We start from the raw sequence: 14,342 nt of genomic DNA on the forward strand, positions 1-14,342 counted from the left end.
AGTTAAATAATCTAATAAACTAACTACTTTATGGGTGATGGTTTTTCAATTTGCTTCATATAAGAACTATCCCATTGCCCGGCTACTTTTATCTGAGCTATTGCGCCATAATCAAAAGCTTCTATAAGGTTGTGGTTTAAAAACACATAGGTTCCCGGTTCCCTGAATTTGTATAAAGCAGCGGCTGCAGAACCGCCCGGCACTGCCCATGTTTCAAAATCTGTATAAGGCCTGTTATTAAATTTTCCGCCGGGCCAGTAAAGATCGGCATGGCCGCCAATTAAATGAAAACGTGTATCGCGGTTGGCCTGCGAAGTAATGAACAAAACTTTTTCGCCAACATTGGCAGTAAGTGCATTCTTACCTAACAGGGCGCCTTCATGCCCGTTAAAAACAATGTTGGTGGGCATGAGTGTTTTTATTGATTCGCCTGCTGCCTGCACTGCCTGCTGCGGCGTTGCAATATTTATTATTTTACCGTCTTTGTCTTTAGGCAAATAAAAATCCTGTTCAACAATGTAGTAGGCACGGTCAAATGTTACTGCATTGCCATTCTCATCTTTTAAGCCATCGCGTGGCAAAACCATTATTACGCCGTTCATACCTGCCGTAACATGAATAGGCACCATTGTTCCGCCCGGTGCACAGTGATATACAAACACACCCGGCCTTGTGCACCTGAACCTGAACTTAGCTTCCTGGCCGGGGTTTACGAGCGTTAGATCGCCGCCGCCCATAGCTCCAGTGGCTGCATGAAAATCTATATTGTGTTGTTGAGTATTAGTGGCAGGGTTTTTTAAAGTGAGGTCTATAAAATCATCCTGGTGTGCAACGATAATAGGCGCTGGTACTGTGCCATTAAAAGTGAAAACCCATGCAGAATCGCCGGGTGCTACTTCAATTTTTTTTTCTTCAGCCGTTAAAGTAACATCAATAACTTTTGGGCCGTCTTTATCAACCTGCTCAAACTTTGGCAACATGGGAGGTGGCACCAGTTCTTCAGTTACATGTTTAAGGTTATCACCGTTTCCGCTGAACTGTGCATCAATAACCGAAGTGTTATTGTTTTTACATGCAGTAAAAAAAAATAACACTGCTATTGTAAATAACTTAAGACCATTCGAAAACCCTTGTGTTGAAAAAGCCTGTTTTTGCATCATTCTTCAATTTAAGCGTGAGTAATATTGTTGAATTTATGCAGCAGGAGATGTTCAAATTTATACCATGCTTTATAAATCTTTCTTTTTAAATTTTTTCATGCTTAACCAAACTGGTATAATCACCCATAGCAATAAAACAGTAACTGCAACAAACGAGCCTGTTTGCGATCCGAAGAAATCTTTAAATATAGCGCCTGTATAACCCATCAATGCAGAAACGTCCATGCGTAATAAAATTAAGATGCGGCAGAGGTCAACCGGGTTAAATGCGCTGGTAAATACCATGAATTTATCAAGCGGGTAATCTTCAAACTGGAAAAGAATAAACAATATCAGCCCGTCGAATATCAATGCAAAATATAACCACAATAAAATGGTAATGCCAATGCCTTTTGCTTTATCGCGGGTAAGCACGGCAGCGAGCAATGCAATGGCAACAAATATTATGGATAAGATTATGCCTGCGCCCAGCATAATAAAACCTGTAGCGGAAGGCTGGTAAATAATAATAGGAATGCCTGCACCAATAAAATAAGCAATGCTTAATGCGGCTGCCAGGCCATAAAACAAACTCAGCCAGATGGATTTTCTTTTTAAAGGCTGGCTTACGAGCAACTCAATAAATTCTGCGCTGTTATAAATGTAAATGGCTGAAAAAATAACAGACATAAGCGGCACAATAAGCAGCGTAATATTTAACAGGCTTAGCATGCCTTTGGAAGCATCATCCTGGAGTGCAAATACACTGAATGAAATGATCAGTAATAAAACCGTATATGCCAGTACAATTTTATTGCGCAGAATATCAGCCGTTACATATTTAATTATCTTTTTCATGAACGTTGATTATGCATGACACTTACAATGGCCCTTGCCAGTTTTTGCTGGCCGGTTTCATTGCGGAGTATATTAATATTTTTATGGAACAAAAGCTTGCCTTCCTGCATATATATTACCTGTGTTACCAGCTCATCAAGATCGCTTAATATGTGTGAGGTAATGATTACAAGCCTGCCTTTTTTAATCTGCGCTTTAATTTTCTCTTTTAAAATTTCGGAAGCAACAGGGTCTAAGCCTGCAGTGGGTTCATCTAAAATCAATACATCCGTATTAAATAAAAAAGCCAGCGAAGCGCTTACTTTTTGCCTTGTGCCGCCGCTTAGTGTGCGCATTCTTTTTTTCAGCATTGCATTCAATCCAAAACTTTCAATCAGCTCTTCATCAAAAGCGGTATTGTAAGGGCTGCGAATATCTTTTATCATGGCTATCACCTGCCCGATGGTCATGTTTTCAGGATAGCGGCCTATTTGCGGCATATAGCCAATGTGACGGCGGTATTGCCAGTCGCGTAAAATATTTTTATCATTGAATGTAATAAAGCCGCTATCGGGCACCACCATTCCTAATATCGATTTTATTAAAGTTGTTTTGCCGCTGCCGTTTGGCCCCATCAGCGCAATACATTCGCCTTTCATAAAATTTACCGAAACGTCGTCCAGCGCTTTCAGCTTACCAAAACGTTTGGTGAGGTTGCTTGCAATAATCATAAGGCTAATGGTTTCATTAATGGAAAATTATCTTTCAGGTTTTCCGGCGTAATACCGGGCAATACTTTTTCTGTTTTATCAAACAGCGTTACCATAAAACTTCTGAACAGCACCATCGCCGATGGATTTTTTTCTACTATCATTGAAAACAAACTTACGGGCCGGTAAGGCACATCGCCAATGCGGTCTTTATTTATATCATAACCTTCATATTTGTCCCAATAATTATGATCGAATGTGTTGAGCACCAGCGAGCCATTGGTAGCAATATCAAATGTGTTGTTCTGAAAATTATTATAGAGGATATGATTGTCGCTGCAGCTTGCCTGCACACGCATAGCCCATCCATTGCTGTTAAAAACATTCTTCTCTACTTTAATCCTTGTTGTGCCTTCTGCATGAATACCAATTGTGTTGTTTGTAAAATGGTTATGATAAATATAGCCGTCTGTAATCTCTTTCAGTAATAAGCCATAAGCGCCATCGCCCCAGTTTTTAATAAATGAATTGCCTGTCATTTTTACGCCATGTGAATACATAACCGCAACGCCTGAACCATTTTGTTTAAAGATGTTTGAAATGTATGCATCGTTATGTGAGAACATGAAATGCAAACCATAACGAAGATTATTTTCAGAAATATTTTTTTGAACGATGGAATTGGTTACAAACTCAAAATAGATTCCATCGCGATGGCCTTTGATGGTGTTATCTGTAATGCGCAGATTGTCGCATTTCCAGCAATGAATGCCGTTGCCGCTGCTTGATTCTTTGGCATAAGCCTTCAAATGATTGTTGGTGATAATACAGTTATTGCTGTATTGCGTTAACACGCCCCAGTAAGCATCATCAATTATATTGTTTGAAATAGTTACATTATCTGCATGAAAAATTTTAATGGCGGCAATATCATTTACATCAGACTTTCCTGAATGCTGCAGCCTGAAATTATCAATTACCACATTAGGCGCTTTAATTAAAATGATCTGGTATTTGTTTTCACCATCTAAAACAGGTTGCTGAATACCTTTCAATACAATAGTTTTATCAATTACAATTTCCTGTTCTTTATACAACCCTGTTTCAACTAAAATTGTATCGCCGCTTTTACAATGCTGCAATGCTGCTTTAATTGAAGTAAATGGTTTGTTTTTACCAACAACCAGCGTAGCTGCATTTAACTGGGCTGCATAAAAAATGCAGCCTGCAAAAAAGAAAACTATGACTGAAAAAATTTTCATTGATTTTAATCATCAGTAACCGGTAACTGCATATTGATTTATTTAATGAGCTCATCCCAGTTTAAAGGCATGCCGCCAGGCAGCTTATTCATTACCATAGCAAGACTGTCGCGGTTATCGAAAGCTGCAATATTACCGTTCATGGGGCTGTGCAAAAGATCGCTTTTATACAACAGTAAACTTTCGTTTGCTTTTATAAGATCATGGCTGCCGCTAAAGTTTACGGCATACATATCTTTAATATCGCTTTTTGCAATGTTGCTTTCTTTTAAAAACGACATGAGGCAATGCAGGTCATCAAACTTATACACCTTGCCTTTCGTGGTAATTATTTCGCCCCCAAACTGTGGATCGGATATTGTCATTTTACAAAAGCTGCATGGCTCTTTGCCGAGCTGAAAAGGCTCAGGCCCTGCAGATGTGCATGCAACCAGTAACGATAATGTTATGATTACAGCAACTATGTTTTTCATAATAACTTTTTTTCTTTTTTTGAAATGATAATCTGAAACGACATGCAAAGCACCAGCAAAACAGCGGCTGCAATAAATACCCATCCACCAATATCCGGGATGGAAAATGCGCCAAAATTTAGTAACTGCTTATAACCGAGCAAAGGTGGCTGGTAAGCCATGCCGGGCACACGTATCGGCGCTTCTGAATTAAGATTGTGGCCGTAATTATATTCCCATCTCCAGAAATCAAACATGGCTACAATACAAAATGCAACAAACAAAACTGTTGTGAAGTACAACATGCTTTTCCGGTTGCTGATGGCTGTAACAAATACCAGCACTGCAAAAAATATAATACAGTAAGGCAATATGGTAAACTCAATAAAATCGTTGGCGTGCAAGGTCCTCATGCCTATGTAATGGTTAAGCCCGTTAATAATTTCTACATCGCCGCCAAGCTTTCCTGCAAATATCTGCAGTGCCAGCCCTTCAGGATACTGAGGCGCCGTTAATTCTATTTTCCATATAGGAAAAAATAAAACCAGCACCAGTAATAAGGCTGAAAGAAAAGTAAGTGATCTTATCCAGGGCTTTAACTTGTTTTGTTTCATCCGTATATTTTTTTATTCCTTTTTAGCCTGATGGAACGCCCTGAGATACATAATTCCTGCATGATTAAAATTTTATATGGGCGTTTCATTGAGCTTTAGGTTTTATTAAAACTTACAGGCGGCGTTTTAAACCATTTCATTGCTCCACATGCATCAGCTTTTAGTTTAAAAAGAAGGGTGAGAATTATGATGAAAATTGTGCGGCTGAAACACAACATTCTCACCCTTGCAATATTATTTACTGATAGTAGTTGTGTCTTTACCACCCGGAGCTTTATCGCCTGTGCCAAATGCCAGGGGCACTTTGCTTCCTTTGGGTGAGATGCGTATATAGCCGGACATTTCCTGGTGCAGGGCGCTGCAGAAATCAGTGCAATAGAAAGGATATATTCCAACTTTTTCCGGCACCCATTTAAGCGTGCGTGTTTCACCCGGCATTATCAGCAACTCCGCTGTACTGGCAGCTTTAATGGCAAAGCCATGCGGTATATCCCAATCCTGCTCCTGGTTAGTAACATGAAAATAAACTTCATCGCCCACCTGCACGCCTTCAATATTATCCGGTGCAAGGTGAGAACGTATTGCCGTCATATAAACATGAACCTTATTGCCTTCACGCACCACTTTGGCATTGGGCTCGCCCTTGGCGGCATAAGTGTTTTCATTTTGCATGATATCATAAAACTTCTTGCTCTTATCTTTTATGAGGCTGGCTTCAATAGCCTGTGCATAGTGCGGCTCGCCGATGGTTGGAAAATCGAGTATCAGCTGCATCTTATCGCCTGATATATCATATAACTGTGCACTCTGCGCAAGTTCCGGGCCTGTGGGCAGGTAACGGTCTTTGGTGATCTTGTTATAAGCAATAACATATTTTGCATTTGGCTTTTTGGTATCGCCGCCCGGAATGCTTAAGTGGCCGATGGAATAATAAGTGGGCGCACGGTCAAGCACTTTCAGGTCTTTAATATTCCATTTCACAATTTCAGATGAAATAAAGAATGACGTATAAGCGTTGCCTTTGCCATCAAACTCTGTATGTAATGGGCCAAGGCCTGGTTTCTGCACTTCGCCATATAAAACATCTTCATATTTTAATACAGGGATGTTTTCGTAAGTACCATCAAATTTTTTGTTGTTGATGGCATTCATCATTTTACTGAAACTCAATACAGGTATTAATGCCGCAAGCTTGCCTGAACCAACAATATATTCTCCTGTGGGGTCAACATCGCAGCCATGCGGAGACTTAGGGCAAGGCATCATATAAGCTATGCCCGGCAATGCCATTGCATCTAAAACAGTAACTTCTGTTTCTATGGTTGAAGTGGCCGTTTGTGTTTTTTCATCATACACATTATGTGCATATTTCACCTGTTGCTTCACACCCTTGCCCTGTTGCAGGTATTCTTCTGCTTTCTTCCAGTTAATAGCCATGATAAAGTCTTTATCACGCTGTGATGCGTTTACTTCCAGCAATGTATGCGCCTGTTCTGTATTGTAGCAGGAGAAGAAGAACCATCCATGTGACGGGCCTTTACCGGCATGGCTCAGGTCGAGGTTAATGCCTGGTATTTTTAACTGGAAGGCAATCTTCATGTTGCCGGAATTTTTGTCAACGCTTACAAAGCTTATCGTACCAAGGAAATTCTTTTTATAAGAATCGATTGGCACGTCACCATCTGCATTATCGGGCGGTACGCTGAAGCGGGTGCCTGCAACAATATATTCTGTATTTTCTGTGGCGAAAGGAGAGGAGTGGTTACCTGCACTGTTAGGCAGCTCCAGTATTTCAGCCGTGTTATAAGTGCTTAAATCAATACGTGCAATACGGGGTGTGTTATTACCGTTGCCAAACACCCAGCGCCCATCAATTTCGCCGTTTGTTTGTGAAGCTTCTATATGATGCAGATCATCCCACGGAATGAAACCGTGTGAAGTGTTGAGCATGGGTTTTGATTCTTCACTGTAACCATAACCGGCCTGCGGGTCAACAGAGAACACGGGTATTACGCGAAGCAATCTTCCCGAAGGTAATCCATACACGCTCATTTGCCCGCTGAAACCGCCGGAAACAAAATCGTAAAATTCATCGTACTTGCCGGGTGGCACATACGTTTTTTGCGCAGCATCAGCGCTTACCGCATTGGCAGTATTTTTTGGTTTGCATGAGTAAGCACATAGCATTAGTGCTGCCGCCAGTGCAAGTGCTGCCGGCACATTTGATAGTTTCATATATCAGGTTGTTTTTATTTTTTATTTAGCGCCATCATTTTTACGCATGAATTCGAGGATGTGGCGTGCATCATCATCTGTAAGATTTTGGTTAGGCATTCTTACGAGGCATATTTCGAGCTGTGATTGTAATGCGGGGTCTTTATCAATCATGGCATCAGGATTAGTAATAAAATTCATGATCCATGCAGGCTGATGCCTTTCGGTAACACCGGCCCAGCCCGGCCCAACTAATTTTTCATCGGTAAGCTTGTGACAGGCAGAACATTTTACATCGAATATTTTTTTACCTGCATCTGCCATTGTTGCATCCAGCGGGCCAACCTCAACATTTGAGAATTTTCCTTCACCGCGGTGTGGATCATAGTCTGCTAAAGATTTGGTACCTGCATTCTGATCAGTACTGTTACTATCAGCATTGCTATTGTCATTGTTGCCGGCACCGCCTGAGCAGGCGTACAACAAGGCAGAGATAATTGTAATTGCAAGCATTTTCTTCATAGTTGTGTCTGTTTGTTTTAATAATATGCAAAGTTTAAAATCCAAGGGGCTTTTAGTTATGACTGAAATCATAAAAACAATAAGTAATGGCATGATTAATGTCAACTTTTTATAATCCGATTGCATAAATTTGGAATACTGAAAGCCACACTCAATGATACAGGAAGATATTTTGCTTACTTATGGGGCAACATTTAGAAAATATACGAAAGATCAATGTATTTTTTTTGAAGGCGATGAGCCCCTGTTTTTTTTCCAGATCTCAAAGGGGTCTGTGCGTATGGTAAATATTTTCAGGGATGGGAAAGAATTCATACAAGGTTTATTTAATGAAGGACAAAGCTTTGGCGAGCCCTCTTTATTAATAAACTCCTGTTATCCTGCTACTGCTATTGCCAATGAGGATACCGTTATAATAAAAATGACAAAAGAAAATTTTTTGTACCTGCTGCGCAATAACGATGAGATATTATATGATTTTGCAACAATGCTGGGTGCAATGCTCTATATGAAAACTGCTATGACAAAAGAAATTGCCAGGGAAAGGCCGCATCATCGCATAGCTACTTTATTGCACATGCTTAAAAAACAAAGCGGCTGCCCTAAAGAAAAAACATTTAAGATTGAATTATCGCGCCAGCGTATTGCGGATATGCTTGGCTTGCGCGTGGAAACCGTTATACGCAACATGAAGAGGCTGGAAGAAGATGGGTTTATTGCTATCAAAAAAGGAAAAGCATATATATGATTAAGATCATAAAAATGCTATACAGTTGTTTTTTTCTTTGCCGCAATGACTATAAGCTTATATAAATGGCTGCGCATTGCAGTTTTTAACCTGTTGCTTGTGGCTTTTCTTGGCCTTGTTATGCGGTATAAAATTGCTTTTAGCCTGCCCTTTATTACTCAAAAATATTTTCTAAATGCGCATTCGCATTTTGCATTTGCAGGCTGGATTACGCAGGCCCTTATGACTTTTATTGCATTTTATATTGCAAAGAACAAGGCATCTTTTTCACTTAAAAAATATAACCGTTTATTGTTTGCTAATTTGATAACGGCTTATGGCATGCTGTTTTGCTTTCCGTTTGAAGGCTACGGATTGATGTCGATTATTTTTTCAACGTTGTCAATTTTTGTATCGTATGCATTTGCTATTGTGGTATGGCGCGATTTAAACAGGATTAATAAAAAAACTGTTACCCATGCGTGGATAAAGGCCGCTTTAATCTGGAGTGCGCTATCATCAATCGGCCCTTATACGTTAGCCTATATGATGGCAACAGGGCACATTTATCAAAATATATACCTGGCATCAATTTATTTCTACCTGCATTTTCAATATAACGGTTGGTTCTTTTTTACGTGTATGGGCTTATTCATGAATAAGCTGCCGGAATTGCTGTTCTCTGTCAAGCTGAAGAAAAATATTTTTTATGCATTTGCGTTTGCCTGCCTGCCAGCTTACTTTCTGTCTGCATTATGGCTTCCTATTCCAACATGGATTTATATTATTGTTGTAGCAGCTGCTTTTGTGCAGGTTATTGCATGGGGTGCATTATCTGTAAAGCTTGTTTCAAACCGCATTGCCATTTTTTCACAACAGCATAAGCCTGTTACATGGCTTTTTGTTTTGCCGGGAATAGCGCTAAGCATAAAACTATTGCTGCAGTTAGGTTCTACCATTCCTGCATTAAGCACGTGGGCTTTTGGTTTCAGGCCCATTGTAATTGGCTACCTGCACCTTGTGTTCCTTGGCATATTCAGCATATTTATCCTGGCATATAATTTATACAATGGGTATTTTGAATATAACAACCGGTTTGCACGGGGCGCATGGATTTTTATAGCGGGCATTATTTTAAATGAGGCGCTGCTGATGCTGCAGGGGCTTGATGCCATTACTTATACAGGTGTTCCGTATATAAACGAACTGCTGCTCGGTGCTGCAATTGTGATGTTTGTTGGCATACTTATTTTGAATATGGCAACTGTTTCCAGTAAGCAAAACAAGGGCAACATTTAATCTTAATGATTTTAATGGTTGCCCTTATAAACATGATCAGTGAATTGTCAGTGGCGAGTGTGGAGGATTGTATAATAATAACTATTCAATAGCGCACTTCTTCCGTTCTTTCATACTTACCGGTTTTCATGGTAAGCTTAATGCGAAATACAATCCCTTTTATTTCATTCAGGTTTTCCGGAACAAATGGCCATTCTTCTGTAAGCTGCACTGTTTTGCTTGTTATTACAGGCAAATTGCGGTTAAGCAAGATTTGCAGTGCCTCCCGACGTTCTTCTTCCCCGGTTATTTCTTCAAATTGGCCCCATGCAATCACACATTGCCAGTTGCCCATATTTTCCATCAGGTAAGTTTCAAAACAAACTTTTGGGTTTTGCCGCATCATATTTATTTTCATTCCTTCCTCTGTGTGCACATACACATAACCGTTTTCATAAGCATAGCTTACAGGAACTACATACGTAATATCGTTTGCATTACAGCCAATGTGCCCGATTATCTGATGTCGCAGAACGGTTTCGATAGCATCATTTCCAAGGTTACCAAACATATTTTTGATTTTAGGTAAAAGTACCTTGCTGTTTACGTTGCATTTGTGATGAACATCAATTTAACTGCTGATAATGATCATTGGCCTGCTGCCTGGTAAACTGTTGTGGAAATATGATATTAATCATCCCGCATTTTGATGCACATCATATTGAAGGGAAAGGGACGGATATAAATTCGTTGCTCATTTTTTATACATGCAATCGATTATAACGCCCACCGATTTCTCGCAAGCTTCATTAAACGCTGTGAATTATGCAGCGGACACAGCACTTGCCTTAAATGCCAGGCTCGTGGTTTTGCATGCAACCGGCACGCCCGGCACCGGCAGTATTTATTCGGCATTTGAACATGATGAAATTGATGAAAAATTAAACAGGCTAAAAAATGATTTAATAAAAAGAACGAATAAAAAAATACCAGTGCACACTAAGAAAAGCATTGGTTTTACGGAGAGCGAGATCATTAACGTATGCAGGTATCAAAAGCCACTGGCCGTAATTATGGCTACAAGAGGTGCAAACTTCAAGAAGCATTTTTTTATGGGCAGCATTACGGTTTATCTTTCAAAAAATCTCGAATACCCTGTAATTGTTGTGCCCCGCGATCTTGAGCATAAACCTATTCAAAAAATATTGATGGCAACAGACCTTGAGAATATACACGGGTTGCCAATAGAAAGAATAAAAAATATTGTAACGGCTTTTAATGCGCAGCTTGATGTTGTGCATGTGTGTAACGGAGAAGAAAAGCAGGAGATGGCTTCAGGCCGCATGCATGAATTAACTGGTTACCTGAGTGGTTGCAATGCGCATGGTCATATTATTTACCATAGAAATGTATATGAAGGGATTATAGATTTTGCAAAAGAAAATAACGCTGATATTATTTTAACCTGCCCCAAAAAGCATAGCTTCTTTTACAAAAGCAAATCGAAGCAGTTAATATTTAAAGCGCCATTTGCAGTAATGACACTTCAATAAAATGTAATGAAATTGTTTATAGATAAAGAAAGCAGGGTAGGTGATGTAAAAAAAATATTTACAAGCTGCTACCCGTTTTTAAAAATAGAGCTGTATAAAAAATCTTTTGCCAATAATTTCATTGCCGTAAAAAAAGAACCGCTGGCTGCAACGGTGAGGATAAATGAATTTATGCATGCAGCTAATGAAATTGTTATTGACATAAGCCATAATGTTACAGTTGCAGAATTGGAAAGCCAGTTTGATGATATTGGCTTTATTACAGAAGTTTTCAGGAAATCTGGCAACGTATGGATAGCTTCTTCTTTAACTGACAACTGGACGCTGCAGCAGCAGAATGCAGAAGGTAAAGAAATAAGCAGCCATTTTTAAAGAGTTGTTAGTTGTTGCACGGGAAAAAGCAAAGAAAAAGCACAATAAAAAAACCGCAACCGGCATAACAATTTTGTACAAACTTCTTTAGCTGCACTTCAAAAAACAATTCATGCATTATGTGCACTTATCGTTGTTCACCCTGCCAGATATGCATTCGCCTTTTCTTCTTTAAACCTTGCATTTTTGCCATCCCAATGCAATGTTTCATCCGGGAACCTTGCTGCAATCACGCCTAATAAAATAACTTCCGTAAGCTTTGCAGAGTATGAAAAAGGTGCACTGCATTTTGTTCTTCCCAGGCAGGCATCCACAAATTCATGATAATGTTTCGGGCTGCCCTCCTCATAGCTGGCAGCAGGCTTGCCTGCTTTTCCGTCCGGGTCATATTTATTTATATCAATTTCCCGGAAAGCGCCATCCACTATCAGCTTAGGCATTTTCATGAAATGCGGCAATAATAACCGCTGGCCATTTTCTCCTATAAACATAGCGCCCTGATCCGGCAATTTTTCACCTCCGGGAAGTATTAACTCATCCTGCGCTTCCGGCGCACCTTCACCATCGTACCAAACCCATTCGAGCGTTTGGGCAGTGTACTTCGTTTCGGGGAAAGTATAAGAAACATGATTTTTTTCAGGATGGCCAAAATCGGTTGGCTGCCTGCAGGAATTTTTTACTGTAAGAGGAACAGTTAATTGTAATGCATTATAAGGTGTGTCAAAAATGTGAACGCCCATATCGCCCAAAGTACCACAACCATAATCAATGCATTTTCTCCAGTTGGAAGGATGATAAAATCCCTCTTTGTAAGGTCTTTTGCGTGCAGTGCCCAGCCATAAATCCCAGTTCAATCCTTCCGGTACAGGATCGCTGCCTTCTGGCGCCGGGCCATCATAACCCCACACTTTTGGCGACCAGGCAATTACTTTTTTAACTTTTCCAACAATGCCTTTTTGAATTAAAATGGTAGCCAGTTTATATTCATAAAAAGAATGCACCTGTATGCCCATTTGTGTTACCAGTTTCTTTTGGGCTGCCACTGCATCCATCTTTCTTGAGTCGGAAATGTAATGGGTTAAAGGTTTTTGGCAATACACGTTTTTATTCAGTTCCATAGCCATTAACGAAACCGGCGCATGTGCATGATCCGTTGTGGATACAACCACTGCGTCTATACTGCCGCCGATATTTTTGAACATCTCTTTATAATCAGTAAATGTTTGCGCATTGGCATAAGTGTTTTTAATCTCATTTAATTTATTTGCATCAACATCACAAAGAGCCACTACTTCCACATCGGGATGAGAAGCAATATCATGCAAATCACTCAAACCCTGGCCTCCTAAACCCACCTGTGCTATCCTTAATTTATTACCGGTAACAATTGCCCGTGAAGGAAAGGGCAGGAGGAAAGCCATGCTTCCTGCAACTGTGGTTTTTATAAAACTTCTTCTTTTCATTGTATTGTATTGTTTGAATGTTTACATTTTCTGCTAATAGTATTTCGTAACCGGAATGCCTGTTAATCCGGTTATCAAACTAAATTTTAATTTGTAATATACAGTATCTGTGTAAATGAAAAAGAAACCGTGTGAATTCTGTATAAAATTTCTCAACAGGGCCGGCTACAGGATTCATTCAAAAACAAAACAACATATTACCCCGGAGCTCCTGCTATTCCATCAACCCTTCTTTTGTTTCATTTATTTTTTTTCATTATGTATTTTTGTTTCTACTATGTAACTTTGGATTGAGCAAGACCATTATTAAGCGACTGTTATAGGATATATTGCACCACGTGCAGCAAAGAAACCTGATTGCTATAAAAACACCTGTTACACATCGCTTCATAACATAGTTTCCTGGCAGTGCCGTAACACAGCAATGCGAAGGTGAACATCAAAACATCTTTTATTATTATATTGATGCAAATTTTTTTATTATCGAACAATTAAAAAATAAACAACATGAGTATCCGACTTGGTGACACCGCACCAGACTTTAAAGCAGAAACAACAAAAGGCCCTATCAATTTTCATGAATGGATTGGCGATGGCTGGGCTATGCTTTTTTCCCACCCCAAAGATTTTACCCCGGTATGTACAACCGAATTAGGATATATGGCAAGAATAGAACCTGAATTTACCAAACGCAATTGCAAGATCATTGGTCTTAGCGTAGATCCGGTGGAAAGCCATTTAAGATGGGAAAAAGATATTGAAGCAACACAGGGCGCTGCTGTGGGTTACCCTATGATTGGCGACCCGGAATTGGCTGTAGCAAAATTGTACGAAATGCTTCCGGCAGAAGAACCCAACACTTCAGAAGGAAGGACGCCGGTTACCAACCAGACAGTTCGTACTGTTTTTGTAATAGGGCCTGATAAAAAAATAAAGCTGCACCTTACTTATCCAATGTCAACCGGCCGCAACTTTAATGAGATTTTACGTGTGCTTGATTCTATACAGCTTACTTTGGCACATAAAGTTTCCACACCGGCCAACTGGAATAATGGCGAAGAAGTAATTATTCCTGCTGCATTATCAGAAGAAGAAGCAAAAGCAAAATATCCTGATGGCGTGAGAGTGGTTAACGCTTACCTGCGTTATGTGGCACAGCCGGGAAGCTAATATTACCGGATAAATCTTTAACTCATAAG

At 39.8% G+C, this 14,342-nt stretch carries 15 protein-coding genes; 5 read left to right on the forward strand and 10 right to left on the reverse strand.

Annotated features, from left to right (window positions below; translation table 11 throughout):
• Positions 1–23: 23 nt before the first annotated feature.
• The 8 genes from nirK to BM015_RS06095 form a co-directional block, all read right to left on the reverse strand.
• The gene (nirK, locus tag BM015_RS06060; protein ID WP_218148439.1) at positions 24–1,160 is read right to left on the reverse strand and encodes a copper-containing nitrite reductase; all 1,137 of its coding nucleotides are present in this window, start codon (positions 1,158–1,160) and stop codon (positions 24–26) included.
• A 69-nt stretch (positions 1,161–1,229) separates the two neighbouring features.
• Positions 1,230–1,997 (reverse strand): ABC transporter permease subunit, encoded by a 768-nt coding sequence (locus BM015_RS06065; RefSeq protein WP_090655975.1) that lies wholly within the window; start codon positions 1,995–1,997, stop codon positions 1,230–1,232.
• Positions 1,994–2,707: an ABC transporter ATP-binding protein gene (locus BM015_RS06070; RefSeq protein ID WP_090655978.1), complete on the reverse strand. Its 714-nt coding sequence runs from the start codon at positions 2,705–2,707 to the stop codon at positions 1,994–1,996. The genes BM015_RS06065 and BM015_RS06070 overlap by 4 nt, the downstream gene beginning before the upstream one ends.
• Positions 2,704–3,948, reverse strand: coding sequence for a nitrous oxide reductase family maturation protein NosD (gene nosD / locus BM015_RS06075; protein ID WP_090655981.1), 1,245 nt, complete (start codon positions 3,946–3,948; stop codon positions 2,704–2,706). The genes BM015_RS06070 and nosD overlap by 4 nt, the downstream gene beginning before the upstream one ends.
• Before the next feature lie 38 nt (positions 3,949–3,986).
• Positions 3,987–4,421, reverse strand: coding sequence for a nitrous oxide reductase accessory protein NosL (locus BM015_RS06080; RefSeq protein WP_177191827.1), 435 nt, complete (start codon positions 4,419–4,421; stop codon positions 3,987–3,989).
• The gene (locus BM015_RS06085; RefSeq protein ID WP_090655987.1) at positions 4,418–5,014 is read right to left on the reverse strand and encodes a hypothetical protein; all 597 of its coding nucleotides are present in this window, start codon (positions 5,012–5,014) and stop codon (positions 4,418–4,420) included. The genes BM015_RS06080 and BM015_RS06085 overlap by 4 nt, the downstream gene beginning before the upstream one ends.
• A 234-nt stretch (positions 5,015–5,248) precedes the next feature.
• Positions 5,249–7,249, reverse strand: coding sequence for a Sec-dependent nitrous-oxide reductase (nosZ, locus tag BM015_RS06090; protein WP_090655990.1), 2,001 nt, complete (start codon positions 7,247–7,249; stop codon positions 5,249–5,251).
• A gap of 21 nt (positions 7,250–7,270) precedes the next feature.
• Entirely contained in the window at positions 7,271–7,750 is a 480-nt protein-coding gene (locus BM015_RS06095; protein WP_090656209.1) for a c-type cytochrome, read from the reverse strand.
• Positions 7,751–7,904: 154 nt separating this feature from the next.
• Between BM015_RS06095 and BM015_RS06100 the strand changes: the two genes are divergently transcribed.
• A complete protein-coding gene (locus BM015_RS06100; protein ID WP_090655994.1) occupies positions 7,905–8,498 on the forward strand; it encodes a Crp/Fnr family transcriptional regulator in 594 nt (197 codons plus the stop codon).
• A gap of 45 nt (positions 8,499–8,543) precedes the next feature.
• Positions 8,544–9,776, forward strand: coding sequence for a hypothetical protein (locus BM015_RS06105; protein WP_090655997.1), 1,233 nt, complete (start codon positions 8,544–8,546; stop codon positions 9,774–9,776).
• A gap of 85 nt (positions 9,777–9,861) precedes the next feature.
• Here the strand turns inward: BM015_RS06105 and BM015_RS06110 are convergent, their stop codons facing one another.
• On the reverse strand, positions 9,862–10,326 hold the full coding sequence (locus tag BM015_RS06110; protein ID WP_090656000.1) for a pyridoxamine 5'-phosphate oxidase family protein: 465 nt from the start codon (positions 10,324–10,326) through the stop codon (positions 9,862–9,864).
• 196 nt (positions 10,327–10,522) lie between these two features.
• On the opposite strand from BM015_RS06110, the gene BM015_RS06115 reads away from it, so the two are divergent.
• Both BM015_RS06115 and BM015_RS06120 read left to right on the forward strand, forming a co-directional pair.
• The gene (locus BM015_RS06115) at positions 10,523–11,308 is read left to right on the forward strand and encodes a universal stress protein (protein WP_090656004.1); all 786 of its coding nucleotides are present in this window, start codon (positions 10,523–10,525) and stop codon (positions 11,306–11,308) included.
• A gap of 6 nt (positions 11,309–11,314) precedes the next feature.
• The gene (locus BM015_RS06120; RefSeq protein WP_090656007.1) at positions 11,315–11,680 is read left to right on the forward strand and encodes a hypothetical protein; all 366 of its coding nucleotides are present in this window, start codon (positions 11,315–11,317) and stop codon (positions 11,678–11,680) included.
• A 137-nt stretch (positions 11,681–11,817) separates the two neighbouring features.
• Here the strand turns inward: BM015_RS06120 and BM015_RS06125 are convergent, their stop codons facing one another.
• Positions 11,818–13,143, reverse strand: a complete 1,326-nt coding sequence (locus tag BM015_RS06125; RefSeq protein WP_090656010.1) for a Gfo/Idh/MocA family protein — start codon at positions 13,141–13,143, stop codon at positions 11,818–11,820.
• A gap of 507 nt (positions 13,144–13,650) precedes the next feature.
• On the opposite strand from BM015_RS06125, the gene BM015_RS06130 reads away from it, so the two are divergent.
• Positions 13,651–14,313 carry a peroxiredoxin gene (locus BM015_RS06130; protein WP_090656013.1) on the forward strand — a complete coding sequence of 221 codons (663 nt, stop codon included), beginning with the start codon at positions 13,651–13,653 and terminating at the stop codon, positions 14,311–14,313.
• The last annotated feature ends 29 nt before the right edge of the window (positions 14,314–14,342 follow it).

This window comes from Parafilimonas terrae, assembly GCF_900115755.1.
In the GTDB taxonomy this organism is placed as follows: Bacteria; Bacteroidota; Bacteroidia; order Chitinophagales; family Chitinophagaceae; genus Parafilimonas; species Parafilimonas terrae.